At 62.7% G+C, this 24,086-nt stretch carries 24 protein-coding genes; 12 read left to right on the top strand and 12 right to left on the bottom strand.

Annotated features, from left to right (window positions below; genetic code table 11):
• Positions 1-7 precede the first annotated feature (7 nt).
• The 4 genes from nikA to KIO76_RS02560 form a co-directional block, all read right to left on the bottom strand.
• On the bottom strand, positions 8-1,594 hold the full coding sequence (gene nikA / locus KIO76_RS02575; protein ID WP_213321321.1) for a nickel ABC transporter substrate-binding protein: 1,587 nt from the start codon (positions 1,592-1,594) through the stop codon (positions 8-10).
• 160 nt (positions 1,595-1,754) lie between these two features.
• The gene (gene nikR, locus KIO76_RS02570) at positions 1,755-2,243 is read right to left on the bottom strand and encodes a nickel-responsive transcriptional regulator NikR (protein WP_213321320.1); all 489 of its coding nucleotides are present in this window, start codon (positions 2,241-2,243) and stop codon (positions 1,755-1,757) included.
• 227 nt (positions 2,244-2,470) lie between these two features.
• Positions 2,471-2,800, bottom strand: coding sequence for a hypothetical protein (locus KIO76_RS02565; RefSeq protein ID WP_213321319.1), 330 nt, complete (start codon positions 2,798-2,800; stop codon positions 2,471-2,473).
• Positions 2,801-2,852: 52 nt separating this feature from the next.
• Positions 2,853-3,776, bottom strand: coding sequence for a LysR family transcriptional regulator (locus KIO76_RS02560; protein WP_213321318.1), 924 nt, complete (start codon positions 3,774-3,776; stop codon positions 2,853-2,855).
• A 93-nt stretch (positions 3,777-3,869) separates the two neighbouring features.
• On the opposite strand from KIO76_RS02560, the gene KIO76_RS02555 reads away from it, so the two are divergent.
• Complete coding sequence (locus KIO76_RS02555; RefSeq protein WP_291976514.1) at positions 3,870-4,907, top strand: YeiH family protein; 1,038 nt, start codon at positions 3,870-3,872, stop codon at positions 4,905-4,907.
• A gap of 9 nt (positions 4,908-4,916) precedes the next feature.
• Here the strand turns inward: KIO76_RS02555 and KIO76_RS02550 are convergent, their stop codons facing one another.
• Positions 4,917-6,506, bottom strand: coding sequence for a CYTH and CHAD domain-containing protein (locus KIO76_RS02550; RefSeq protein ID WP_249729702.1), 1,590 nt, complete (start codon positions 6,504-6,506; stop codon positions 4,917-4,919).
• A gap of 372 nt (positions 6,507-6,878) precedes the next feature.
• Between KIO76_RS02550 and KIO76_RS02545 the strand changes: the two genes are divergently transcribed.
• Positions 6,879-7,859, top strand: coding sequence for an aldo/keto reductase (locus KIO76_RS02545; RefSeq protein ID WP_213321315.1), 981 nt, complete (start codon positions 6,879-6,881; stop codon positions 7,857-7,859).
• A gap of 91 nt (positions 7,860-7,950) precedes the next feature.
• Here the strand turns inward: KIO76_RS02545 and phnN are convergent, their stop codons facing one another.
• From phnN to phnF, 7 genes are all read right to left on the bottom strand, one after another.
• The gene (phnN, locus tag KIO76_RS02540) at positions 7,951-8,529 is read right to left on the bottom strand and encodes a phosphonate metabolism protein/1,5-bisphosphokinase (PRPP-forming) PhnN (RefSeq protein ID WP_213321314.1); all 579 of its coding nucleotides are present in this window, start codon (positions 8,527-8,529) and stop codon (positions 7,951-7,953) included.
• A 29-nt stretch (positions 8,530-8,558) separates the two neighbouring features.
• The gene (locus KIO76_RS02535) at positions 8,559-9,731 is read right to left on the bottom strand and encodes an alpha-D-ribose 1-methylphosphonate 5-triphosphate diphosphatase (RefSeq protein WP_213321313.1); all 1,173 of its coding nucleotides are present in this window, start codon (positions 9,729-9,731) and stop codon (positions 8,559-8,561) included.
• A 106-nt stretch (positions 9,732-9,837) separates the two neighbouring features.
• Positions 9,838-10,752, bottom strand: coding sequence for a phosphonate ABC transporter, permease protein PhnE (gene phnE, locus KIO76_RS02530; RefSeq protein WP_213321312.1), 915 nt, complete (start codon positions 10,750-10,752; stop codon positions 9,838-9,840).
• Positions 10,749-11,627, bottom strand: coding sequence for a phosphonate ABC transporter, permease protein PhnE (gene phnE / locus KIO76_RS02525; RefSeq protein ID WP_213321311.1), 879 nt, complete (start codon positions 11,625-11,627; stop codon positions 10,749-10,751). Before phnE (KIO76_RS02525) ends, phnE (KIO76_RS02530) begins: the two co-directional genes overlap by 4 nt.
• Positions 11,628-11,749: 122 nt before the next feature.
• Positions 11,750-12,655 carry a phosphonate ABC transporter substrate-binding protein gene (phnD, locus tag KIO76_RS02520; protein ID WP_213321310.1) on the bottom strand — a complete coding sequence of 302 codons (906 nt, stop codon included), beginning with the start codon at positions 12,653-12,655 and terminating at the stop codon, positions 11,750-11,752.
• Between the two features lie 150 nt (positions 12,656-12,805).
• Positions 12,806-13,618 carry a phosphonate ABC transporter ATP-binding protein gene (gene phnC / locus KIO76_RS02515; RefSeq protein ID WP_213321309.1) on the bottom strand — a complete coding sequence of 271 codons (813 nt, stop codon included), beginning with the start codon at positions 13,616-13,618 and terminating at the stop codon, positions 12,806-12,808.
• A 349-nt stretch (positions 13,619-13,967) separates the two neighbouring features.
• On the bottom strand, positions 13,968-14,714 hold the full coding sequence (gene phnF, locus KIO76_RS02510) for a phosphonate metabolism transcriptional regulator PhnF (protein WP_213321308.1): 747 nt from the start codon (positions 14,712-14,714) through the stop codon (positions 13,968-13,970).
• 268 nt (positions 14,715-14,982) lie between these two features.
• On the opposite strand from phnF, the gene phnG reads away from it, so the two are divergent.
• The 10 genes from phnG (at position 14,983) to KIO76_RS02460 (ending at position 24,053) form a co-directional block, all read left to right on the top strand.
• On the top strand, positions 14,983-15,468 hold the full coding sequence (phnG, locus tag KIO76_RS02505) for a phosphonate C-P lyase system protein PhnG (protein WP_349629357.1): 486 nt from the start codon (positions 14,983-14,985) through the stop codon (positions 15,466-15,468).
• Positions 15,465-16,070 (top strand): phosphonate C-P lyase system protein PhnH, encoded by a 606-nt coding sequence (gene phnH, locus KIO76_RS02500; RefSeq protein WP_213321307.1) that lies wholly within the window; start codon positions 15,465-15,467, stop codon positions 16,068-16,070. Before phnG ends, phnH begins: the two co-directional genes overlap by 4 nt.
• Before the next feature lie 2 nt (positions 16,071-16,072).
• On the top strand, positions 16,073-17,170 hold the full coding sequence (locus tag KIO76_RS02495; protein ID WP_213321306.1) for a carbon-phosphorus lyase complex subunit: 1,098 nt from the start codon (positions 16,073-16,075) through the stop codon (positions 17,168-17,170).
• Positions 17,167-18,054, top strand: coding sequence for an alpha-D-ribose 1-methylphosphonate 5-phosphate C-P-lyase PhnJ (locus KIO76_RS02490; protein WP_213321305.1), 888 nt, complete (start codon positions 17,167-17,169; stop codon positions 18,052-18,054). The genes KIO76_RS02495 and KIO76_RS02490 overlap by 4 nt, the downstream gene beginning before the upstream one ends.
• Entirely contained in the window at positions 18,051-18,890 is an 840-nt protein-coding gene (gene phnK / locus KIO76_RS02485; RefSeq protein WP_213321304.1) for a phosphonate C-P lyase system protein PhnK, read from the top strand. The genes KIO76_RS02490 and phnK overlap by 4 nt, the downstream gene beginning before the upstream one ends.
• 20 nt (positions 18,891-18,910) lie before the next feature.
• Entirely contained in the window at positions 18,911-19,609 is a 699-nt protein-coding gene (gene phnL, locus KIO76_RS02480; protein ID WP_213321303.1) for a phosphonate C-P lyase system protein PhnL, read from the top strand.
• Positions 19,606-20,217 carry a DapH/DapD/GlmU-related protein gene (locus tag KIO76_RS02475; protein WP_213321302.1) on the top strand — a complete coding sequence of 204 codons (612 nt, stop codon included), beginning with the start codon at positions 19,606-19,608 and terminating at the stop codon, positions 20,215-20,217. Before phnL ends, KIO76_RS02475 begins: the two co-directional genes overlap by 4 nt.
• A gap of 140 nt (positions 20,218-20,357) precedes the next feature.
• Complete coding sequence (locus KIO76_RS02470) at positions 20,358-21,914, top strand: ABC transporter substrate-binding protein (RefSeq protein ID WP_213321301.1); 1,557 nt, start codon at positions 20,358-20,360, stop codon at positions 21,912-21,914.
• Between the two features lie 23 nt (positions 21,915-21,937).
• The gene (locus tag KIO76_RS02465) at positions 21,938-22,999 is read left to right on the top strand and encodes an ABC transporter ATP-binding protein (RefSeq protein WP_213321300.1); all 1,062 of its coding nucleotides are present in this window, start codon (positions 21,938-21,940) and stop codon (positions 22,997-22,999) included.
• Positions 22,989-24,053, top strand: a complete 1,065-nt coding sequence (locus KIO76_RS02460; RefSeq protein ID WP_249729452.1) for an oligopeptide/dipeptide ABC transporter ATP-binding protein — start codon at positions 22,989-22,991, stop codon at positions 24,051-24,053. The genes KIO76_RS02465 and KIO76_RS02460 overlap by 11 nt, the downstream gene beginning before the upstream one ends.
• The last annotated feature ends 33 nt before the right edge of the window (positions 24,054-24,086 follow it).

Genomic DNA, 24,086 nt, shown 5'->3' with positions numbered 1-24,086 from the left:
GGGCAGCTCAGTGGCTTGCAGGCTTGATCTTGTCGAACGGGATTTCGCTCGACATCGCTCCGAAGGGAACCTCGGCCAGGGTTGGCTTGGCGACGGCTATCGCTGTCACATAGGTCAGCGGCAGATAGACGGCTTGCTCGTGGAGGCTGGTGAGAATTTTCGCGTAGAGCGCTCGGCGCTTCTCCTCGTCCGTGGAGATGAGGGCCTCGCTGATGTCAGCGTCGATCTCGGCCTTGTTCGGTAGACCGAGCTGCGCCTGATAGTCCGCGTGCGAAGGCAGCCGCATCGAACTGAGGAAGGCATGCGGGTCATAGGGCGCCCCCCATGTCCGATTGAAGATCATGCCGAAGCGCCCGTCGCGCTGACGGGCATAGATGCTGCTCTCCTCCTCGCCCACGAGGACGGCGTCGATGCCGACCTTCCGCAAATCCGCTTGAATCACTTCCGCCATTGATTTCGCCACGGCGTCGGGACCGACAAAGTTCAGCTCGATCGCGAGCGGCTTGCCGTCCTTGACGCGGATCGGATTCCCTTTCGGCCGTACCCAACCGGCGTTCTCGAGAAGCATCTCGGCCTGAGCGGGATCGTACGCATAGGGTTTCAGACCGATGTCGGCATAGGGCACGTTGGGCGCGAACAGGGTGTCGGCGCGCTTCTGGGTGCCGTAGAGCACCGTCCTGATCATGGTGTTCTTGTCGACGGCATGGTTGATCGCCTGCCGCACGGCGAGTTCATTGGTCGGCGCCAGCCTGGTGTTGATGGCCAGCGGCCGTGTCTCCAGCGGTTCGGAGAGGCGCGCGTTGTAGGTTTTGCCCTGCTTGAAGCGCGCAAAGGTATCCGGCGAGATGGGGCCGTCGGCCCCATAGATCAGGTCGATCTCTCCGGTTTCCAAAGCGACGGCGCGGGTGTTGGGATCGGGAATGACCTTGATGACGACCCGCTCGAACGCGGGCTTCTCACCCCAGTAGTTGGCATTGCGCTTGAAGATGTCATGTTCGCCCAGGCTGATCGCATCGAGCGTCCAGGGACCGGTCCCGATCGGCGCCTTGATGCCGTCCATCGTGCTGCCCTTCTCGCCGAACTGCGAGGGAGCGATGAAGCGGAATGGCCGGGGGAGGGCGAGTTCCTGCAATACCGGGTAATAGGCATCCTTCAGGGTCAGCCGCAGCGTCGCCTCGTCGATCGCCTCGGCCTTCACGATCTGGTTGGCCAGCTCGAGCCAGGCATGGCGTTCGCGATTGGCGAGGATCGCATCGAAATTGGCGACGGCAGCCTCGGCGTTGAAAGGCTCGCCGTTCGAGAATTTCACGCCGGGCCGCAGCTTGAAAGTGTAGGTTCTGCCGTCTTCGGAGACGTCCCAGGACTGCGCGAGCCACGGCACGACTTTGCCGTCCGCCTGGTAGCGGACCAGCGGCTCATAGACCATCGCTTGCGCGAACATCTGGTTCGGCGAATAGAGATGGGGATTAAGGGGGCCGACATTCTGCGGCCAGGAAAAGTTGAGCGTCTGGGCACTCGCCGTCTGCGCCGGCGCTATGCAGGCGGCTGCCAGTGCGAAACTTGCCCCGCCGATCCATCGGAACAACTTGCGCATTGCTGAGCCTCACCTGTTGCTACCACTCAAGTATGATGATTTTATAGAAATATCATACTGCAGGTGCAATCGGCATTTAGCGATGCTGATCGAAATGTTGTTGAGGCCCAGTATTTTATGGGCTTGTGACGGGGGCGCGGCGCGCGCGCCCGGCCTTCGATCAATCGTCGTGATGATGGTGACTATGGGCGCCGGGTGGATGGGAATGAGAGCGCCCCTGGTCATGCGTGTCATCAGAGCCGGCTGGCATCACATGCAGATGGCCGTGGCGGACGCCGCGCTGGCTTGAAACGCTGTCGGCGAAATGCTGCATGGCGTGGACAGTGCCTTTGAGAATTGACACCTCGAGGCAAAGATCATGGTCCACATGGACGTGCATCGTCGCGACTGACAGATCCGAGTGGTCGTGGTGGTTCGAGGTCAGCCGGCTCGCCAGCGCACGGGTGTGATGCTCATAAACGTAGGAAAGAACACCGTGGCCCTGTGCCCTGCTGGGCGGCAAGGCTTCTTCCATCGTCTCCTTGCGCGAGAACTCGGCGCGAATGACATCCCGCAAGGCCTCGGAGCGGCTCTGGTATCCCTTGCGTTCACAGTAGGCGTCGATGCCGGCCAGGAGGTCGTCGTCAATCGTCACGGTGATCCGTTGCATGGCGCGGCATTCTCTCTGGCTGCCATTGCCGGCAGCCACGTTTGATGGATCTGAAGCTCCACTCTGTGATGGCATTCGCGCCCAGGAAATTCAAATCCGTAAACCGCACGAGATGTTTTCCGCGCCACGTGGGCCGCGGCGTGGGTCATATCACCAAGACTGAAAGGCTTGTGATCGCCATCGATGTGCTCAGCCGCGCCGGCCGTAACGCATTTAAGGCGGCGGCTTCATAGTTCCAGCGGGTGTGGTAGGACGGCCCATCGCCAGAAAGGCAGGCCATCCACGTCGAAGGGCTCGCGCAGGAGAACGAAGCCGGCGGGCGTGTCGCGTCCCGTATCGCGCATGGTGTTTGAAAGCGCCTGTTGCAGGCCGTAGCTGAGGGGAAGCGTCTCGATGGTGCCCCGTCCGTCCTGAACCGTCAGACCCTGGTCATCGACCGCGATGATCGTCAACCGCCGACCGATCCAGCGGTCACCCGAACCCGGGGACGGGATGGCGGGAGGCTCGAAAGCCAAGCTCAATAGTCTCAGAAGACTGTGCTTGAGAGTCAGGATCATGCGAGGCCATTCGGTAAATTCTCCACTCAGTCAATCATGTTTGTAGATTTATTTAAATAACATAATCAATCTGTTGTTTGGCGTGATCTGCCTCGGATCTGGCCGCGAAGCGATCGAACATCAGCGCAGCCGATGACAACGGCCGTCCGGCGACCGTGAGGCGGTTCAAAGAACGGCCGATGGTTACACCAGGCAGCTTGATGATCTGCAGTTTGCCCAGCGCGAGCATGTCAGCGGCGGCTGTGCGCGAAATCACGGCGATGCCGAGCCCGGCAGCGACCGCTTGCATGATGGCCGCGGTGCTGTCGACCTCCATCGTCTCAGTGGGTATGACGCCGAGATCGCGAAGCGCGCTGTCGACGACGTCGCGGGTGCCGGAACCGTGTTCGCGGACGATGTGACGATGTCGGGCCAGATCCCGGGCAGTCGCCTTCCGCGCCATGGCGAGTGGATGCGAGGGCGCCGAGACGATCACCAACTCGTCGACGCGCCAGGGTGTCAGCGTCAGGCCAGGAAGATCGACAGGCCCCTCCACAAAGGCGAGATCGACCGAACGGGAGGTGAGCAGATTCGCGATGTCGCGCGTGTTCGCGCTCGTCAACCGCAACTGGATCGTCGGGTGCGCCTCGTGGAAAAGGCCGAGGATCGGAGGCAATATATAAGTCGCTATCGTCGTGCTGGCGCCGATATGGAGGCCGCCGCGCTCAATGCCGCGAAAGGCCTGCAGCTCCGCCTCCGCCCCCCTCTCGATCGTGAAAAGAAGTGTCGCGTGATGAAGCAGAGCCTGGCCGGCATCCGTCAGGACGACGCTGCCGCGCGTGCGGTCGAGCAGGGCAACTCCAACCTGTCGCTCGAACTCGCGGACCCCCTTCGAGACGGCGGACTGGCTGATAGCGAGCGCATCGCCGGCCCGCGAGAAGCTCTCGCATTGAGCGACTGTGGTGAACAGGCGCAGGAGATGCAGATTTAGGGCCATCGCCCATCCCTATGAATTTAAGTCATGTCGGGATGAGAACTATGCGTTTGCATCCCGGCGAAATCAATTCACATTAGGAAAATGGTCTCGTTCGTGTCTGCGCTCGCTTCGGATCGGCGCCAGCTGCCCGCCTTCACCGTCTTGCCCGGGGTCGTGCTATGCGCGGCCATCGGAAGCATTGCGTGGCTTATCGAGGCGGTCGAATACCGCATCAGCGGGCACCCTTATATCGAGGCCCTCGTTCTAGCGATCTTGATCGGCGCCGGCATTCGCGCCGTCTGGTCTCCGAGCAAAGTCTTCACCCCGGGTATCCAGTTCAGCGCCAAGACCTTGCTTGAAGTGGCGGTCATGATGCTCGGCGCGTCATTGAGCGCGACCTCGATCATCGCGGCGGGCGGGCCGCTGCTCATCGGCATCGCTGGTGTCGTGGTTTGCTCGCTGTTCGTCAGCTATGCGCTCAGCCGCCTGTGCGGCTTGCCGCATACCATGGCGGTGCTGGTTGCCTCCGGCAATTCCATCTGCGGCAACTCGGCGATTGCGGCCGTCGCATCGGTCATGCGGGCAGACGGCAATGATGTGGCAGCGGCGGTCGCCTTCACGGCCCTGCTCGGCGTCGTCATGGTGCTGTTGCTGCCGCTCAGCGTGCCGCTTCTTGAGATGACGGAACTCCAGTATGGCGCTATGGCGGGTCTGACGGTCTACGCGGTGCCGCAGGTGCTTGCGGCAACGATGCCGGTCGGCCTCGTCAGCGCGCAGATCGGCACACTGGTCAAGCTGATCCGGGTGTTGATGCTCGGCCCAGTCGTGTTCGCCGCCGCGCTCGCCTCGCGGGATACCAGTCAAGGTGCGGTACGCCTGTCCTTCTTCAAGCTTGTGCCTTGGTTCGTGATCGGTTTTGCCACGCTCAGCGTTGCGCGCTCACTCGGGGTAATCCCCGATGCCGTCATTCCGGTGATCCGCCAGACCGCCACGGTTTTCACGGTATTAGCGATGGCAGCTCTAGGACTTGGTGTGAATTTCGCCAGCCTGCGCAAGACCGGCCTTCGCGCCACGGTCGCGGTGCTCGCCTCCATGGCTGCACTGCTCGCCATGAGCTACGTGCTCGTGACCCATATTCCCATCAATCTGTGACGGGGGATATCAGGCTTTCCAGAACGGCTCGGCTCGTTTGAAAGCCTTCCACCGGCTACTGAGGGATTTCATCGCCTCGGTCCGGTCGCGCGCCAACCAGCCGGTCATGAGCCCGATGCTTCGATGAACAGCCGGTTCTTGTGATCGCACGATGATGGCGTCAAGAAGCTGTTCCGTCGTCGTGACATCGTTGTCGACGCCCAACGCGTCCTGCAGTTTGGCAAGACGTTTGAGATAGGCCTTGGCCTGATGGCCATTCGCGAAGAGCGGCAGGAAGAACTCCGTGGCGTAGCGCAGCTTCTTTAATGTCAGGCGCAGGCTGTGCCGGGCTTCCGGCTCCAGCTCGTGAAAGCTGGAGCCCTGCTTCAGTGCCTTCCGATGCAGACGCGACAGGGCGCGCTCCGCGAGCGCAGCGACCGGCTCGGTGAGGATGGTCAGGGTCTCGCTATCGATGTCATTGCGCCAGGCCCGCCGCGCCACGATCCTTCCGAGCGACAATGAAAAGCGGTTCGTCTGCTGTGCGGCCAGCATGGCACGCACGTCCGTGTACCTCTGCTGGCGAATGGGTTCGGCCGCTGAGCGCAGCGCCCCGGGATCGAAACCGGGCAGGCTCAGATCCGCGAGGGTCTGCACGGTCGAAGTGCAGAATACGTCCCAATTGCGCGCGTCGCCGAGGGACCGCGCAATGACCTTCGCGTCCGCTGAGAGATTCGTCAGGCACGGAGCTGGAATCTCGCGGTGAAACAGGGATAACGCGGTGCGCATGCGCCGCAGGGCGACACGCATCTGATGGACGCCTTCCTGCGTCCGCCCATGCGCTGCCGCCGCCATATTGCGAGCCATATGCGCATGGCATCCCATCAGCAGCTTGGCGATGGATGCATCGACGCTATCGCCCTGGCGGAGTTCAGACGGTGCAGCGCGTGTGGCCGCCGGAGCGGCGTCGCGCGCAAGGGCATAGCCCCGTTCGGCCTTGCTCTCCGTGCCCAATTGCAGTGGCGCGAGATCGAGCAGCGCGAGCCCGAAGTCATAGAGAGCGCCGATATCGCCGCCTTTCAGCTCCAGCTCGATCTCGCTGAGCGGAGCTTGTTTGTCTCCGGCCACGATGGTGCCTTCATCGAAAGCCAACTCGACCATTGCGTTGGGGAGCGCGACCATGCGCGTCCACCGGCGTACACGCGTGGTGAACACGGGCCCAATCTCGCTGGCGCTGAGACTTTCAATAGGGTCGCCGATCTCGGCGAGGGGGAACAAGCCGAGTTCCGGCTCCATGCCGGACACCGGCGTTTCCCATTCCGGACGGCTCAGCTCGTGGGTGTCGGATGGCAGTTTGATGGTCTGGATAAACCGCTTGCCGCTGCGCCGCACCCGGAGAGAAACGCCATGCGCGGAGAGTTTATGGTCCGGTGTGTCGAAATAAACGGCTTCCAGATGCCGGACGTTGCCCTTGTTTCGGGCGTGTTGCGTGATGATCGGCGCGTCATGGATTCGCTCGAGCACGCCAGGAGGAGCCAAAAGCTTCAGCTCAATCTCGCGCGGCGGCTCGCCCGGCGGAGATCTCGAGGCGCTGCCTTCCGAGTGGTCCACATCGCTGGGCATCGCGTCCAACTTTATACTCCCACTCATATATCATCCCTATGCGGCGATCATATCCATGTGATCAGTGAACGTCTGCCGCAAAAATATGCGGTGCATATCACGAGATCGTCGTCACATTCGAACCCCGGCACATAAGGCCACGTTGCTGATTTCAGGGATATGACATAGGTCAGCAAGCACTCAGGCTAGGCCAGTGCGTCCCCGCAAGTGAGTGTTGTGTCGCCCGCATGGCGCGGTCGCGGGGCCATGAAGCTGCCGCGCTCGATATTCCCTGTCGCAGGGAATATCGTGCCGGTCGGATAGCTGCGGGGATTTCCTTGAGCCCGCGGTCATCAAAGCCAAACAATAACGGACCCGTACAGGAGGACCGCGATGCAATATGGCAGATTGGGTACGACCGGCACGGAGATCTCGCGTCTATGCCTCGGGTGCATGACCTTCGGCGAGCCGAGCCGGGGCGATCACAGCTGGACGCTGCCGGAGGATGAAAGCAAGCCCTTGCTGCGCAAGGCCGTGGAAGCGGGCATCAACTTCTTCGACACGGCGAATGTCTATTCCGACGGCACCTCGGAGGAGATCATCGGCCGTGCGTTGAAGGAACTCACGCGCCGTGACGAGATCGTGGTCGCGACAAAGGTCTTCAACCGCATGCGCCCCGGGCCCAACGGCGCGGGCCTGTCGCGCAAGGCGATTATGACCGAGATCGACCATAGCCTGCGCCGCCTCGGCATGGACTATGTCGATCTCTACCAGATCCACCGCTGGGACCCGAATGTCGAGGCGGAGGAGATCATGGAGGCCCTGCACGACGTGGTGAAAGCGGGCAAGGCGCGCTATATCGGAGCCTCCTCGATGCAGGCGTGGCGTTTCGCCAAGGCGCAGCACATCGCCGAGCGCAACGGCTGGACGCGTTTCGTGACCATGCAGAACCACCTCAACCTGCTCTATCGCGAGGAGGAGCGCGAGATGCTGCCGCTTTGCCAGGACCAGGGCGTCGGGCTTATTCCCTGGAGCCCCATGGCGCGCGGGCGTCTGACGCGTGACTGGAACGAGGAAACGGAGCGTACGCGCACGGACCGTGTCATGCATCGTCTCTACGATGCCACCCAGGACGCGGATCGCAGGGTCATCGAGCGGGTGGCCGAAGTCGCAACCGCCCGGGGAGTTTCGCGCGCTCAGGTGGCGCTTGCCTGGGTCATCCAGAAGCCCGGCGTGTCAGCCCCGATCATCGGGGCGTCGAAGCTCAGCCACTACGATGATGCCATCGCCGCGCTGTCGCTCAACCTCACGCCCGATGAGATAGCACGGCTCGAGGAACCTTACGTGCCCCATGCGGCGATGCCGCTGGCTTAGGGGGCGGGCGACTGTAGCCGCTCTTGGCAAGGCCGGGCTTGTCCCCGGCCTTTGCTTTTCCAGACGAAGCCCGCGCTGCAACGCGGGCAACTCAGTTCGGCCGTGCCACCGCGGTTATGAAGGCCGCCACCGCGTCATCGAGCGCGCCGCCATTGTCGATCTCCACGTCAACGTGGACGTCGCGCAGCGCGGCGGCGCGATCCAGCCGCTTCGTCGCCTCGTCCTCGCTTTCCCGGGCACGGCCGAAGATGCGCGCTGCGAGAATATCACGCGAGGCGGTAATCCCCACCACAGTCACGTGCTGGTAACGCAGCCGCGCAGCATCCAGCACCGTGCGCGAAACATTGCAGATGACCGTGGAGCCATGGGCGATGGCGGTGTCGATCGCCCGAGGAACGCCGTAGCGATGGCCATGCGCGCGCCAGTGCAGCGCGAAGGCATCCGCATCGATAAGAGCAACGAAGGCATCCTCGTTGAGGCTGAGGTTGTCCTCATCGGCGGAAGGGGGGCGTGTCACGCTGCGGCGCGGAAAGACGAAGCGGGCATCATGGGCAAGACGGGCGCGGGCTCCTCGCAGAACACTGTCCTTGCCGGCGCCGCTCGGGCCGACCACGAGCACGAGGCGGCCAGGGCCGATACGCTCCCGCGGTGCGATGTGCGCTTGCGACATCAGGCTCACGTCCGTTTCGCCATTCATGATTACGCGACCCGGTTGCCCTGCCGGTAAACCTCCCGGACGACAGGATAGCCGTCGACCAGTGCCACGAGCAAAAGGTCGGCTCTCTTTCCAACAGCGATCTCGCCTCGATCGGCGAAGCCCGCGACCTTTGCCGGCGTTTGCGTAACGAGACGGATGGCGCCGGGAATGCCGCCGATGGCGGGCACGTCGGCGAGCGCGATCGCGCCGGCCAGCAGGCTCGCCGGAACGTAGTCCGACGAAAGGATGTCCAATAGTCCCTCTTCGGCGAGATGGCGCGCGGAGACATTGCCGGAATGGGACCCGCCAAGGAGAACATTGGGCGCGCCCATCAGCACCGACAGGCCGGCCCCATGGGAAGCTGCCGCGGCCTCAATGGTGGTGGGAAACTCGGCCACCGCCACGCCGAGCGCGAGCGACTCGGCGACGTGGTCCTCGGTGGTGTCATCATGGCTCGCCATGGCGATGCCATGGGTCTTGGCCAGCGCGACGATCCCCTCCTTGTTAGGAGCAGCGAACAATTTTGCGTAGCGCTTCCGCTCCGCGAAGTATTCGTCGAGATCAGCTTCCGTTTTCGTGGTCTTGCCGCGATAGTAATTGCGCAGCTTTTCCTCATCTCTGAACTGGCGTTCGCCCGGCGTGTGATCCATGAGCGACATCAGCCGGACATCGAAATGGGCGAGATATTGGCGCGCGTCGTCCACCATGCCCTCGCAGGGTATTTCGCACCGCAGGTGGGTGTAATGGTCCGCGCGCAGGAGGCCCGTGTTGCGGGCACGCGCAATGGCTTCGCCGAGCTCGAACAACGCGGAGCCGGCTCCCTTCGCGTTATCGAAGTCGCGGCCGACCCGGAGGCTGTCGAGCACTGTGGTGATGCCGGCAGCCGCGATCTGCGCGTCATAGGAGAAGACGGCGGAGAAGGAATCCCAATTGACCTTGGGCCGTGGAGTGAAATGGGGTTCCAGATGGTCGGTATGCAGCTCGACGAGCCCAGGGATCAGGAGGTCATCACCGCAGTTGATCGCGCCTTCCGCAATCACATCCTCCTCGATGCCGACGATGAGACCATGCTCCACATGAACGGTGCCTGCAATCTCGCGATCAGCGAGGACAAGGCGGCGGGCAGCCAGCGAAAGCGTGCCAGTGGAGTGGGTGTGCGGAACGTGCTTGTTCATGGAACTCTCTAGAAAAAGGCTTTCGCCCACCGCGCGGGGTGGGTCAAGGGTATTCGTCGCTCACATGTTGCGGTCGGTGCCGATCGCGGGCTGCTATAACGCACCCTCATACGGCTGTCGGTCGCGCACCGATGATCGCGGTTCGCAGCCGTGTGGAAAGCGTGTCGATGATAGCAACCGTTGCCAGAATGAGAATGACGAGAAATGCCACATGCTGCCATTCAAGCGTGCGAATTTGCTCGGAGAGATGAAGCCCGATTCCCCCCGCGCCGACAATACCTATGATGGTTGCGGAACGCGTATTGGATTCGAAGAAATAGAGCACCTGGCTCGCGAACACCGGCAGCACCTGGGGAAGGATGCCAAAACGCACGGCCGCAAGGCGCCCGCCGCCCGCTGACATCACACCCTCGACCGGCCGCCGGCTCGCGGTTTCGATCGCCTCGGAGAAGAGCTTCCCGAGGGCGCCGGCATCGGAGCACATGATGGCGAGGACTCCGGCGAAGGGACCGAGCCCAACGACATTGACCCAGAGCAGGGCCCATATCAGGGTATCGACGCCCCTTACCGTATCGAGCAGGCGGCGTGACAGAAAATGCACGATACGATTGGCAACGACGTTTTTCGCGGCAAGAAACCCGAAGGGCAGGGCGATGCAAGCTGCCAGCACCGTTCCGAGCGCCGCAATCGCTACGGTTTCGCCAAGGGCATGCATGAAAAGAAGGAAGCGGCTCATCGTGCCGGGCGTCGGCGGCCACATGAGAACGACGAAGGTGCCGAGCTGATCGAGACCTGCGATCATTTTCGCGAAGGAGAAGCCGAGTTCCGCGAAGCCGTAGATGAAGATGGCAAGCAGCACTGCAGCCAGCATCACGCCAAGGGCGCCGTTGCGCGACACGCGGCGGAACGCGTCAGCATGCCGGGCGCGCAGTTGCGGCAGATCGCGCAGGGCATCCTCGCGCAGGCGACTGACGCGGTCTCGGGATGGAGTGCTGCGGACGAGGGATGATGGCGCGTTCATGAGGGCATCCCCGTCAGCGCATGGCGGACGCGCTCTGTGATCATGTCGATTATCATGACGGTGATGATGATCAGGATAAGGATGGCGCTGACATCCGAATAGTAGAACTTGCGGATGGCTTCCAAAAGGTCCTGGCCGATGCCGCCGGCGCCTACGAAGCCCATCACCGCGGCGCTGCGCACATTGATCTCGAAGCGCAGCAGGGCGTAGCTGACGAAGCCCGACAAGACCTGGGGCAGAACCGCGAAACGGATCACAGCGACGCGGCCGGCACCGGTGGCACGGATGCCCTCGACCGGCGCCATATCGATGTTCTCGACGATCTCGGAGAACAGTTTGCCCAGCGCCCCGGTGCCGTGGATGGCGAGTGCGAGCACGCCAGGTATGGGGCCTAGCCCGAAGGCGATGACGAAGACGAGCGCGAAGACGATTTCGGGCACGCTGCGGCAGAATTCCAGGAAGCGCCGCGCCACAAAGCGAACCCGGGGGGAGGGCGTGAGATTGAGGGCGGCGGGGAAGCTCAGGATAAACGCGCAGATGGCGCCGAGCGCCGTGCCCAGATAGGCGATGATCAGCGTCTCGCCGAGAAGGCGCGCCCACTTGCCGAGGCCCCAAAACCATTCATTGAAGTCCGTCCAGACGGGGTCGCCATTCGAAAGATGGCCAAGGCGGACGATATAGGAGGCGAAAGCGCCGATATTCTGGAAGAGTTTGCCGAGATCGACCTCCGTCATCCACCCCGAGGTCACCATGGCAGCGATGAAGATCGCGATGCCGAGGAGAACGCGGCGCCGCCTGTTCGCAACCTCCTGGTCATACCGAAGGGCGAGCGCTTGGCTCTGCGCAGGCGGCAGGGTAGGGACGGATGCGGTCATGACCAATCTGCAATCATGCAATTCATCGGGGCGCTATGACCCCGATGAATGCGGCTTCCTGTGCATGGATCACGGACCCAAGCCTGGATGGCTTTTCCATGGCCCGAGTGGGCGGACGTTCGTCAGCTCGACTTCTTGCGCAGGCTGTCGACGAAGCTGTTGAGCTCGATGATCGGCTTGTAGGCGGCGTTGTCGACCGGCTGCCAAGGACCCTGCTTGCCTTCATAGATCTTGTCGAAGGCGGCCTTGTCCTTCGCCTGGATGTCCATGAACGCCTGGCGGATCTTGGTCTTCAGGTCCGGCGGCAGATTGGAGAGCATGGCGATCGGCGAGTTCACGATCTGCTCGGACTTGAAGATGATGCGGAAATCGTCAGCGTTGACCATGTTCTTGCGGGCCATACGCAGGAGGTTCGATTCCTGCTCGTCGTTCCACCAGTTGGCGGCCACATCGACAGTGCCCTGGTTCAGGGCAATGACGGCGTTCTCGTGGCTGCCGGTGTAGACGACCTTGCCGAAGAAGGCCGCGGGGTCGATCTTCATCTGATCGAGGGCAAAGCGCGGAACGTTGTTGCCGGACGTGGAGTTGGGGTCGACGAGGCCGAGATTCTTGCCCTTCAGATCCTCGATCTTCTGATAGGGGCTGTCCTTCTTTACGTAGAAGACGGAGTAGTAGCCCTTCGTGCCATCGAGGTTGGTCTCGATCGCGAAGGCTTCCGTATTCACGCCGGTCATCAGCGCCCGGGCGAAGGAGGAGGGGCCGTAGGAGGCAATGTGGATGTTGCCGGACCGCTGGCCTTCGATGACGGCCGCATAGTCATTGGCAATGCGCAGCTTTACGGGAACGCCGAGTTCCTTCGTGAGATAGGCCATCAGCGGGTTGAAGCGCTCAGTTACGCCGGAGGCGTTCTCAGCAGGAATGATCGCGAAGGTGAGTTCCGGATACTGAGACTTCCAGTCCTGCGCGAACGCGGCACCCGTGGTGAAGAGGCCGACAGCGGCCGCGATAACGAGACGATGGTTGAACATTGTGGTCTCCGAGTGAATTATATTGTGCGCTACGTTACGTATTCGAATGCATTCGCGGAGTTTGAATGCGAATTCGTATGAAAACGCTCGGCGTTGCCGCCGTGCTTCAGGATTCGTGTACGCTGTCTGATCAACCAAAAGTCCTGTCGATCAAGCCGGAATCGATAGGGCGCTTGCCATCGCGGCCTGCGGTCGCGGTATGGCAGTTGCTTTTCCGAGCACTTCCTCGGCTTCCAGGCCGTAGAGATCGCGCGCCACGTCGTCCGTGAGCGCTTCGGGCGCGCCATCGAAGACGACTCGGCCTGCCGCAATGCCGATGAGGCGATCACAATAGGTCCGCGCGAGATCTAGCGAATGCAGGTTGCACAGGACCGTGATGCCGTAGTGCTTGTTGATGCGCAGCAACGCGTCCATCACGATCTTCGTGTTGCGCGGATCGAGTGACGCGACCGGCTCGTCCGCGAGGACTATCTGCGGCTCCTGCACGAGCGCCCGGGCGATCGCGACACGCTGCTGTTGGCCGCCGGACAGGCTTTCGGCACGTTGCGCGGCGAGGCCCGCAATGTCGAATTGTTCAAGCGCCGACAGCGCGATGGCCTTGTCTTCCTCGGACCACATCTTCAGCACCGCCCGCGGGGCCGGAACATGATTAAGCCGGCCCATGAGCACATTGGTGAGCACATCGAGCCGGCCGGAAAGATTGAACTGCTGAAATATCATAGCGGCGGATTGACGCCATCGGCGGAGTTCGCGCCCATGCAGGGCTGTGACGTCGACGCCGTCAAAGACAATGCGACCGCTGGTGGGGTCGACAAGCCTGTTGATCATGCGCAGCAAAGTGGATTTTCCAGCGCCGGATCTGCCGATCACCCCGATAAAGCCGCCGGTGTCGATATCCAGCGAAACCTTGTCGACGGCCGTCTTCGTCGCAAACTGGCGCGAGACATCGCGAATGCTGAGCAAGAATCCCTCCGCAGCAAGAAAAGCTACCCGCTGCTGCGCCTGGCCATCCCTGTTCAATCAGAGATCAGCCGTCGCAGCTTCGACGATTATGAACACCGCCTGATGCAGCGGCGGCTGCGGACGCCAACACCGTGGGCCGCAGTTGATCCCGCAGCCTCCAGGCTACGTTGATGAATAGGCTATAAGGATATCGTGCAACAGTTCCGTGACATCGTGCTTCGCACCTTTTCGGCTGCTTCTGCACTATGTGTATAGTGTTGATAAAATTACGCTGGCTAATATTGGCCTGGCTAAATACTTGTCGCGATCCGCAATTCTTATTCCTGATCAGCTGCCCACCCACAACGCACTATTCAATGATGATCTGCATGCGGTCACCGCTGTTGGCGCTGATGCCGAAGGCGATGGGGCGGCCACTAGCGTCGATGTCAACCTTCTGCGTTTCAAGAATCGGCCGCGTTCGCGCGATCTTCAAGAGGCGAGCCTCGCGGGCTGTCGGCATCCGGCTTATGATCCATGTGCATTTACGCGTGTAATCGTGAATGCCGAATGCCTTCAAGGCATTGGTATGCGAAACCGTCTCACGCAATACGGTGTCGAACCCACGGAAGCGGTCGGCCGGGTAGAAATTCTGTGTGAGGCCCATGGGGCGTCCTTCAACCGACGACAGGGTGTCGATAACAAGAACGTCCGCGCCGCGCGCAAGCTCAAGCCGCTCACAGACGAGCGGATCGGCCGTCTCGATGGCGGTCGAGAGGATCTCGCGGTCCCCGGCGATGTTGAAGCGGCGCATATTGTCGGTGAAACGCGTTCGCTCTCCCACCGCGTAGGGCACGGTATCTTCGGCGACGAAGAGGCCGCGGCCGTGCTCGATGCGGATGAGCCCTTCCTTCTCGAGTTCGGCGAGCGCCCTGCGGGTCGTGAAGCGGCTGACGGAGAAGTGCTCTGACAGCGCGGCCTCAGGCATGATCTGTTCGCCGGGCTTCAGTGTCTGATCGCGAATCTCGGTGCGAAGGGCCGTTGCAACCTTCTGCCACAGGGGAGGGGCCGCCTTCCGCGCCTTGGGTGAGCTTTCTCTGGATGGCGATGCTTCCATGTCGTTTCGGTCCGTTTACCCCGTGCGGATAGGTGGCGCGGCCTGTCGTACTGTTGCGATATGACACGCGTATACACCCCACTCATAGTCCCGTCGTGTGTCCCGCCGCAATGTCATCCAAATGATATATTGGCGGCGTAGACATCCGCATGCTATCAGAAAGGTACGGACCTTTCATGAAAGATATGCTTTCCAGGACAGGCGAGCGGACCGCGGGAGCCCCGCATTCGTGTCCTGACCTGCGGAAGGCAGGAGGCGACCGACGCGGATGACGAGCATGCAGGCAGTCGGCCAGGGTGATGAAAACGGGGTTGCGGCGAGGCAATCGTGGCTGAGCGTGCTTGCGCGCGCACCGCGCGAGGAGCTGGAGGCCGCTTTCGCGAAGGTACCGGAATGCCCCGCGCATCAGTTCCTGCGCCAGCCGGAGATTGGTCTCGTCATGGTGCAGGGACGCGCCGGTGGTAGCGGCAATGCTTTCAACCTCGGTGAAATGACGGTGACCCGGTGCGCCTTGCAACTCGCAGATGGCACCATTGGTCTTGGATACGTACAGGGGCGCGATCGCCGCTGCGCGGAAATCGCCGCGATTCTCGACGCGCTGTTGCAGGTGCCGGAGCGCCGGGCGGACCTTGAGAAGGTCGTTCTTGAGCCGCTTGCCGCGGCTCAGGCGGCTCGGCGAGATGCACGCAGCCGCAAGGCGGCGTCGACCAAGGTCGAGTTCTTCACGATGGCACGGGGAGACAATCCGCGATGACGCTTGCATTCGATTCCGCTGGACTTGAGCCTGGCTTCTCCAATCCGGTTTTCGACAGTCAGTCCGTATTCCGCAATGTGCTGAATGCCATCGCCTATCCTGGCGCGATCGAGCAGTTCGCACGGCGGCCGGGCGCGCCCGAGGGGCTCACGCCGGCGATGGCGGCAGTCGTGCTGACCTTGTGCGATCTCGACACGCCTGTCTGGTGCGACGCGGCGCTGACAAGCGAGCCGGTGTCCACCTATCTGCGCTTTCATTGCGGCGCGCCGCTCGTGACAGAGCCGGCAGAGGCACGTTTCGCGCTGATCGGCGATACGGCGGTGATGCCGCGCCTCGCGGCCTTTGCATTGGGCGACGAGCGTTATCCTGATCGCTCGGCCACGCTTGTTGTGGCGGTGCCTTCGCTGACCGAGGGGCCGCAGCGTCAGTGGTCAGGACCCGGCATTCTCCGACGCCGGACGGTCGCGATCGCCGGCTTGCCAGACTGGTTCTGGGGGGATTGGGCGCTCAACCAGGGGCTTTATCCGCTCGGTGTGGACGTCCTTTTTACGTGCGGCGACGCGGTCGTGGGTATGCCCCGGGGTATCGCGGTTAAGGAGTAGCCATGTATGTCGCGGTGAAGGGTGGCGAGCGCGCCATCCTGAATTCCCACAAGCTTGTGGCGGAGGAGCGTCGCGGAGATCCCGCGATCGCCGAACTCAGCCTCGCGCAGATTACCGAGCAGTTCCGCCTTGCCGTCGATCGCGTCATGAACGAAGGCTCGGTCTACGATCCCGAACTCGCGGCGCTCGCTTTGAAGCAGGCCCAGGGCGACAGCGTGGAAGCCATCTTCCTTCTCCGCGCCTATCGCACCACCTTGCCGCGGATTGCGGTATCCCGGCCGATCGAAACGGTTGGAATGGCGGTGCGCCGCCGCATCTCGGCCGCTTACAAGGACATGCCCGGGGGGCAGGTTCTTGGCCCGACCTACGACTACACCCACCGCCTGCTTGATTTTGCGCTGGCGGCGGAGGGCGACGAGGCGCCTCGGGCCGAAAGAGCTGAAGCGCCCCTGCCGGAAACGATGCCGCCGGTGCTCGACATCCTCGCCCATGAGGGCCTGATCGAGGAGGAGATTCCAGATCGCGAAGGCGGACCCGTCTTCGACGTCACCCGCGATCCCATGTCCTTCCCCGCCGGACGAGACCAGCGACTGCAGAACCTCGCCCGCGGCGACGAAGGCTTTGTTCTCGGGCTCGCCTATTCGACGACGCGGGGCTATGGCGGCAGCCATCCCTTCGTCGGTGAATTGCGGCTCGGGGAAGTGTCCGTCGAGATTGTGCCGGAAGAGCTCGGCTTTCCCATCGACATCGGTGAGATCACCGTCACCGAATGCCAGATGATCAATCAGTTCAAAGGCTCCACGGAGAAACCGCCGCAATTCACCCGCGGCTACGGGTTGAGCTTTGGACATTGCGAGCGCAAGGCGATGGCCATGTCGCTCGTCGACAGGGCCTTGCGCTGCAAGGAACTGGGTGAGGATGCGCTCTATCCCGCGCAGGACGATGAATTCGTCCTCTCGCACACCGACAATGTGGAGGCCGTCGGCTTCGTCACCCATTTCAAGCTGCCTCACTACGTGGACTTCCAGGCAGAGCTTGAACTCGTGCGCAAGATGCGGGCGGAGCAGGCGCGGGTCGAACCGCGGGAGGCCGCGGAATGACCAGCGACTACAACTTCGCCTACCTCGATGAGCAGACCAAGCGGATGATCCGCAGGACGCTTTTGAAGGCGCTTGCCATTCCCGGTTACCAGGTGCCGTTCGGCGGCCGCGAGATGCCGCTTGCCTATGGCTGGGGCACCGGCGGAATCCAAGTCACGGCAAGTGTCATCGGGCCTGAGGACGTCCTGAAGGTGATCGACCAAGGGGCCGACGACACCACGAATGCGGTGTCGATCCGCAGGTTCTTCGAGCGTGTCGCCGATGTCGCGACAACCGAATCGACGACGGACGCCACCATCATCCAGACACGCCACCGTATTCCGGAGGCGCCCTTGGTCGAGGGGCAGATCCTCGTCTACCAGGTGCCGCAGCCGGAACCGCTCCGCCGGCTGGAGCCGCGGGAGACAGAGACGCGCAAAATGCACGCCTATGGCGAATATGGGTTGATGCAAGTGAAGCTCTACGAAGACATCGCCCAGTTCGGCTACATCGCGACAACCTACGACTATCCCGTCATCGTGAACGGCCGCTATCTCACCGCGCCGTCGCCGATTCCGAAGTTCGATAACCCGAAGATGGAGCACAATCCGGCGATCCAACTATTTGGTGCTGGTCGCGAGAAGCGAATTTACGCCATTCCACCTTATACAAGCGTGAGGAGCCTCGATTTCGACGATCATCCGTTTGCGATCCAACGGTGGAACGGTGCCTGCGCGCTTTGCGGCGCGGCCGACAGCTACCTCGACGAGGTGGTGCTCGACGACAAGGGCAACCGCATGTTCGTCTGCTCCGACACGGACTATTGCGGCCAGCGGCGGGCCGCCGGCCATGTCGGTGAGCAGCCGGACGTTGATGCCGCGCTCACCGGGGAGACGATGCCATGAGCGCGGTTTTCGCTTCCGTGTCGGATAGTCTGCCGCCCGTGTCACCTGGAGCTCGCAAGCCACTGCTGAAAGTGCAAGGTCTCAGCAAGACCTTCGGACGGACCGTCGCCTGCCGCAACATCGATCTCACGCTCTACGCGGGTGAGGTCATCGGCATTGTTGGTGAATCCGGCTCCGGCAAGTCGACGCTGCTGAATTGCATCTCGGGCAGAATGGCCCCTGACGGCGGCTCAGTGTCCTATGACCTGCGGCGGGACGGCGATGATGCGCCTCTTGTCGATATTCTTACGCTGTCCGAACCCGAGCGGCGCATGCTGATGCGCACTGACTGGGGCTTTGTGCATCAGAATCCGCGCGATGGGCTGCGCATGGCGGTCAGCGCCGGCGGCAATATCGGCGAGCGGCCGATGGCCATCGGCGCGCGCCACTACGGCGATATCCGCCGGGAGGCAGAGGACTGGCTGACTCGGGTCGAGATCGACGTCAGCCGCATCGATGACAAGCCGCGCGTGTTCTCCGGCGGCATGCAGCAGCGCCTGCAGATTGCCCGCAATCTGGTGACCCGCCCCCGCCTGGTCTTCATGGATGAGCCCACCGGCGGCCTCGACGTCTCGGTGCAGGCGCGGCTGCTGGATCTCCTGCGCGGGTTGGTGCGCGATCTTGGGATAGCGGCGGTGGTGGTCACCCATGATCTTGCGGTGGTGCGGCTGCTTGCCGACAGGCTGATGGTGATGTGGCGCGGTGACGTGGTGGAGGAGGGGCTAACCGACCAAGTCCTCGACGATCCCCATCATCCCTACACGCAGCTTTTGGTCTCATCCGTGTTGCAGGCATGAGCGCCGCAAGGATTGTAACGATGACGACAAGAATAGACGTCAGGGCGCTCAGCAAGAGCTTCGTCCTCCACACGCAAGGAGGCGTGCGAATACCCGTATTCGCTGACCTCGACCTGAAGGTTCATGCCGGTGAATGCGTATGCCTGCACGGGCCGTCCGGTGCCGGCAAGTCGACGCTGCTGCGCTCGCTTTACGCTAACTACAAGCCGGACAGTGGCGAGATCCTGGTGATGCACGACGGCGCGGCGGTCGATCTCGCCAGCGCCGAGCCCTGGCGCGTGGTGGATGTTCGCCGACGCACGATGGGCTATGTCAGCCAGTTCCTGCGCGTCATTCCGCGTGTTTCAACACTCGACATCGTCGCAGATCCGGCACAGATGCGGGGGCTGTCACGGGAACAGGCTGAAGCACGGGCGGGCGATCTTCTTAGCCGGCTCAATATTTCTCGGCGGTTGTGGTCCATTGCTCCGGCGACCTTTTCGGGAGGGGAGCAGCAGCGGGTCAACATCGCCCGCAGCTTTGTCGTCGACTATCCTGTTCTTCTCCTCGACGAGCCGACGGCTTCGCTCGACGCGGCTAATCGGCAGACCGTAATCGCGCTGATCCGCGAGGCGAAGGCTCGTGGCACCGCTGTTGTCGGCATCTTCCACGACGCAGAAGTGCGCGATGCGGTCGCTGATCGCCTGTTTGAAGTTGCACAGTTTCAGAGGGCTGCATGACCAAATTGTCTGAAACGGCGCTGATCCACCCGACTGCGGAGGTCAAGGACAGCGAGTTGGGCCGTTATGTCGAGATCGGCGCTAGGTGCCATGTCGCGCGCTCGCGCATGGGTGACTATTCCTATGCTGTCGAGGGAACGCAGATCGCCTATGCGGATATCGGGAAGTTCTCCAATATCGCAGCGCATGTCCGCATCTACGCCAGCATGCATCCCATGGATCGCGCCTCTCTGCACCACTTCTCCTATCGGTCCAGCTGGTATTTCGATGGAGAGGCCGACGATGCAGACTTCTTCGACTGGCGGGCAGGCAAACGCATCACGATCGGCCACGATACGTGGATCGGTCATGGTGCAGTCGTAATGCCGGGTGTGACGATCGGGACCGGCGCGGTTGTGGGCTCCAACGCGGTCGTGACACGGGATGTGCCCGACTTCGCAATTGCAGTCGGCGTACCTGCGAAGACAATCCGCCAGCGGTTTCGTGATGAGGTCGCGCAGGCGCTGCTTGACCTTGCCTGGTGGGACTGGCCGCATGACAAGCTGCATCGGGCGCTGCCCGATTTCCGGCGGATGCCGGCAGAAGAATTCATAGTCAAATACAAATAATAAATTCTTTTATATTCGCGATCGATATGGATATAACTAGTATTATTGTATTTTATCAATGTAATTTTGCTCTGTCATAAAACTGATTCATGGATGAAATAAGTTAAAATTCAATATATATTCATCCAAGGAACATGGGTATGCTGGATCTGTCACGTCGTTCATTCATGGCGGGAAGCGCCGCTGCGGCCGCGCTTGCGGCGAGCGGGGCATCGGCGCAGGCCAAGCGCCCAGAGCTGCGTATAGCGGTTCAGGGCCTGCCTGTCACGCTCGAGCCCGTCAATGCCATCGGCAATGTCGGCAATCGTGTCACCAACGCGCTATTCGATACGTTGATCCGGCGCGATTTCTTCGCGGACGGCTCCGGCTCGGCGACGGCTCTCGTGCCGGCCATCGCTAAATCCTGGAAACGGGACGATGCGCGTACGCTCACCGTGACGATCGCCGACGGCATCAAGTTCCACAATGGCGATGTGGTCACGGCTAAGGATGTCGCCTTCACGTTCTCGGCCGACCGCACGTGGGGCGCCAAGCCCATGGTGCCACGCGGCCCGCTGTTCTCCGCAAATTTCGAGAGCGTGGAAGCGATCGACGACAAAACCGTTCGCTTCAAGACCAAGGTCGATGACTTCAGCCTCGAGAAGCGCCTTGCCTCGTGGATCGCCTGGGTCGTTCCGGAAAAGCTCTATCGCGAGCAGGGGCCGGAAGCCTTCGGCCTGAAGCCGGTCGGCACAGGACCCTACAAGCTCGTCGAATTCATCCCCGGCGATCGCGTCGTCCTCGAAGCGTTTGACGAATACTATCTCGGGCGGCCCACGGCCTCGCGCGTCACCTTCCAGGTGGTGCCGGAAGTCGCCACCCGCGCCGCCGGCCTCATCAGCGGCGACTATGACATCGTCTGCGCCCTGACACCTGACAACCTGCCGCTGCTGGCTTCCCAGTCCCACGTCGAGGCCCGTTCGTCGCAGATCGAGAACGTGCACCTTGTCGTGTATCAGTCCGATGCGCCGGCTCTTTCCGACAAGCGCATGCGCCAGGCCCTCAACCTCAGCATCGACCGCGACTTGATCAACAAGACGCTCTGGGGTGGTGTCGCCGGCATCACCAACGGGTTCCAGATCCCGCAATATGGCGCGGTGTATGACCCGAAACGCCCGGGCTTCAAGCATGATCCGGCTGCGGCGCGCGAATTGGTGAAGGCGGCCGGCTACAAAGGCGAGCCGATTACCTTCCGTACGCTCAACGATTATTACGTGAATTCGGTCGCCGCGATTCAGATGATGCTGGAGATGTGGAAGGCCGTCGGTATCGACGCACGCATGGAGATCGTCGACCAGTGGAGCCAGGTGCTGGCGCCGGGCCTGCAGATCCGCAACTGGTCGAACGGTTTCCAGATGCCCGATGCGGCGACCCCCCTGCCGAGCGACTGGGGTCCGAAGGGCTCCGTGCAGACCGTCCACGGCTGGAAGGCTCCCCAGGCCTTCAACGATCTCGCCGCGCAGGTCGCGAGCATGCCCGACGGCGACGACCGCCGGGGCGCTTTCCAGCGTCTCCTCGACATCTGGGAAGACGAGGCGCCCGGCGCGGTGCTCTATCGCCCGGTCGAGATCTACGGCATCCGTCGGGACATCAACTGGAAGCCGGTGAGCTTCGAGTTCATGGACCTGCGGCCCTATAATCTCTCCTTCGCGGGATGAGCTTGGTCGGAAAGACCTCGGGCATGGCTGAACGTTCGATGGTGCGCGTCGAGGTCGAGGGGCTCACCCTCGCCTCGGCGGCCGGGGACATTCTCGTCGATGGCGTCGATCTCGCCGTGTCGAGTGGCGAAATCGTCGCCCTCGTCGGCGAAAGCGGCTCCGGCAAGAGCCTGACGGCGCTCGCCATTCTCGGCCTCCTGCCGCGCGGCATCCGCCAACTCGCGGGTAAGGTGCGGCTCAACGGCATGGATGTCACCGGCCTTACCGGGTCTCACGCAGTAGTGCGCGGGCGGCAGATTGCGGCGATCTTTCAGGATCCGCAGGCCTCGCTTGACCCGCGGTGGACGGTGGGACGCTATCTCACTGGCCAGTTCCGGCGCTATGGCGCCACGAGCCAGCGCCTGGCTGAGACGGCTGCCCTCGACATGCTGGCGCGCGTGGGGCTTGGCGACCCTGGCCGGGTCATGGGCGCCTTTCCGCATGAACTTTCGGGTGGAATGGCCCAAAGGGTGATGATCGCCGGGGCGCTTGCCGCCGGGCCTCAGTTCCTCATCGCCGACGAGCCGACGACTGCGCTCGACGTGACCACGCAGGCACAGATCCTCGATCTTCTCGAAGATCTCCAGGCGGAGACGGGGCTCGGCGTGTTGCTCATCACCCACGACCTCGGCGTTGTCGCGGAGATGGCGCAGCGCGTGGTCGTGCTCTACGGCGGCGCCGTGATGGAGACGGGCGAAGCGGCGGACGTGCTCGGCGCGTCCTGGCACCCTTACACCCAGGCGCTCCTTGCTGCGATGCCCGATCTTGCCCAGTCGGAACCGCCGCGCCCCATTGCCGGCTCGCCGGGTGATCGGTTGGCCGCCGGCACCGGCTGCCCTTTCCAGCCGCGCTGCCGCGATGCGATCGCGCTTTGCGCGCAACGCCCGCCGTCGGATGTCGTCAGCGGCAGCCATCGCGCGGCCTGCCATCGCAGCGAGCCCCGGATGCCACCGGCTCCCCGGAAGGTTCCTCCCCAATCGCAGGCGCTGGGATATCCTCTACCCCCGATAGGCGCGTTGTCACCGGAGCGCCGCCATGTCGGTTGATCGTATGTCGGTTGATCACATGTCAGCCGGCGCGCTGGTCGAGGCGCGGGGCGTTGGGAGAACCTTCAGCGCGGGCGGCTGGCTCGGGCCAAGCCGTACCATCGCCGCGGTTGCCCATATCGACCTCGCCATCAGGCGCGGGGAAACCCTCGCCATCGTGGGTGAGAGCGGCTGCGGCAAGAGCACGCTCGGCCGCCTCCTGCTCGGCCTGGAGCTTCCCACGCAAGGACAGGTGCTGTTCGACGGACAGGATCTCGCGGCACTGGGGGAGCGCCGGCTCCGGCATCTCAGGGCGCGCATGCAGCTCGTCTTCCAGAATACCTTGGCCGCGCTCGATCCACGCATGACGATCGGCCAGCAGATTCTCGAGCCATTCCGCATTCATCGCGCGGATGGGCCTGCCGGCGCGCCGCCCATCGAACAGCTCCTTGCGGATGTCGGCCTCGCGCCGGCGCTAGGCGAGCGCTTCCCGCATCAGCTGTCAGGCGGCCAGCGCCAGCGCGTCGTAATAGCGCGGGCCCTGGCGACGGAGCCAGATTTCGTCGTGTTCGACGAACCGGTCTCGGCGCTCGACGTGTCGGTCCAGGCCCAGATCATCGCGCTCATCCGCAGCCTGCAGCGCCAGCGCGGCTTTGCGTCGGTCTTCATTTCCCATGACCTCAGGGTCGTGCGCCATATCGCGGACCGCATTGCCGTCATGTATCTCGGCCGCGTGGTCGAGGAGGGGCCTATAGCGACGGTGTTCGCGGCGCCGGCCCATCCCTACACCCGCGCGCTGGTATCCTCCGTGCCACGCGTTGCGCTCGGAGCCCGAGGCAAGCGGGTGCGGCTCGCCGGCGAGCCCCCAAGTCCCGCCGCGATCCCCGCAGGTTGTCCCTTCCATCCACGCTGCGCCCTCGCGCAGGATGTCTGCCGCGCGCATTTGCCGGGTCTCGCCGCCATCGAAGGAAGCCATGTGGCCGCGTGCCACTTCGCCGCCGCCACTGCCGAGGGTGCGGTGATGGCAACCACATCCCTCCCGGCAGGTCCGCCGCTGCGGCAGGCCAGCGCCTGACCGCCACAGCCATTCTATGGAAAGAGGCATCTC

The sequence above is a fragment of the Chelatococcus sp. YT9 genome (genome assembly GCF_018398315.1).
In the GTDB taxonomy this organism is placed as follows: Bacteria; Pseudomonadota; Alphaproteobacteria; order Rhizobiales; family Beijerinckiaceae; genus Chelatococcus.
The sequence above is the reverse complement of the archived record's forward strand: the minus strand, read 5'-3'. Positions and strand labels throughout refer to the sequence as shown.

Coding starts and splice junctions, on each gene's coding strand:
- nikA (WP_213321321.1), bottom strand. CDS start 1,594: ATGCGCAAGTTGTTCCGATGGATCGGCGGGGCAAGTTTCGCACTGGCA.
- nikR (WP_213321320.1), bottom strand. CDS start 2,243: ATGCAACGGATCACCGTGACGATTGACGACGACCTCCTGGCCGGCATC.
- KIO76_RS02565 (WP_213321319.1), bottom strand. CDS start 2,800: ATGATCCTGACTCTCAAGCACAGTCTTCTGAGACTATTGAGCTTGGCT.
- KIO76_RS02560 (WP_213321318.1), bottom strand. CDS start 3,776: ATGGCCCTAAATCTGCATCTCCTGCGCCTGTTCACCACAGTCGCTCAA.
- KIO76_RS02550 (WP_249729702.1), bottom strand. CDS start 6,506: ATGCCCAGCGATGTGGACCACTCGGAAGGCAGCGCCTCGAGATCTCCG.
- KIO76_RS02545 (WP_213321315.1), top strand. CDS start 6,879: ATGCAATATGGCAGATTGGGTACGACCGGCACGGAGATCTCGCGTCTA.
- phnN (WP_213321314.1), bottom strand. CDS start 8,529: ATGTCGCAAGCGCACATCGCACCGCGGGAGCGTATCGGCCCTGGCCGC.
- KIO76_RS02535 (WP_213321313.1), bottom strand. CDS start 9,731: ATGAACAAGCACGTTCCGCACACCCACTCCACTGGCACGCTTTCGCTG.
- phnE (WP_213321312.1), bottom strand. CDS start 10,752: ATGAACGCGCCATCATCCCTCGTCCGCAGCACTCCATCCCGAGACCGC.
- phnE (WP_213321311.1), bottom strand. CDS start 11,627: ATGACCGCATCCGTCCCTACCCTGCCGCCTGCGCAGAGCCAAGCGCTC.
- phnD (WP_213321310.1), bottom strand. CDS start 12,655: ATGTTCAACCATCGTCTCGTTATCGCGGCCGCTGTCGGCCTCTTCACC.
- phnF (WP_213321308.1), bottom strand. CDS start 14,714: ATGGAAGCATCGCCATCCAGAGAAAGCTCACCCAAGGCGCGGAAGGCG.
- phnG (WP_349629357.1), top strand. CDS start 14,983: ATGACGAGCATGCAGGCAGTCGGCCAGGGTGATGAAAACGGGGTTGCG.
- phnH (WP_213321307.1), top strand. CDS start 15,465: ATGACGCTTGCATTCGATTCCGCTGGACTTGAGCCTGGCTTCTCCAAT.
- KIO76_RS02495 (WP_213321306.1), top strand. CDS start 16,073: ATGTATGTCGCGGTGAAGGGTGGCGAGCGCGCCATCCTGAATTCCCAC.
- KIO76_RS02490 (WP_213321305.1), top strand. CDS start 17,167: ATGACCAGCGACTACAACTTCGCCTACCTCGATGAGCAGACCAAGCGG.
- phnK (WP_213321304.1), top strand. CDS start 18,051: ATGAGCGCGGTTTTCGCTTCCGTGTCGGATAGTCTGCCGCCCGTGTCA.
- phnL (WP_213321303.1), top strand. CDS start 18,911: ATGACGACAAGAATAGACGTCAGGGCGCTCAGCAAGAGCTTCGTCCTC.
- KIO76_RS02475 (WP_213321302.1), top strand. CDS start 19,606: ATGACCAAATTGTCTGAAACGGCGCTGATCCACCCGACTGCGGAGGTC.
- KIO76_RS02470 (WP_213321301.1), top strand. CDS start 20,358: ATGCTGGATCTGTCACGTCGTTCATTCATGGCGGGAAGCGCCGCTGCG.
- KIO76_RS02465 (WP_213321300.1), top strand. CDS start 21,938: ATGGCTGAACGTTCGATGGTGCGCGTCGAGGTCGAGGGGCTCACCCTC.
- KIO76_RS02460 (WP_249729452.1), top strand. CDS start 22,989: ATGTCGGTTGATCGTATGTCGGTTGATCACATGTCAGCCGGCGCGCTG.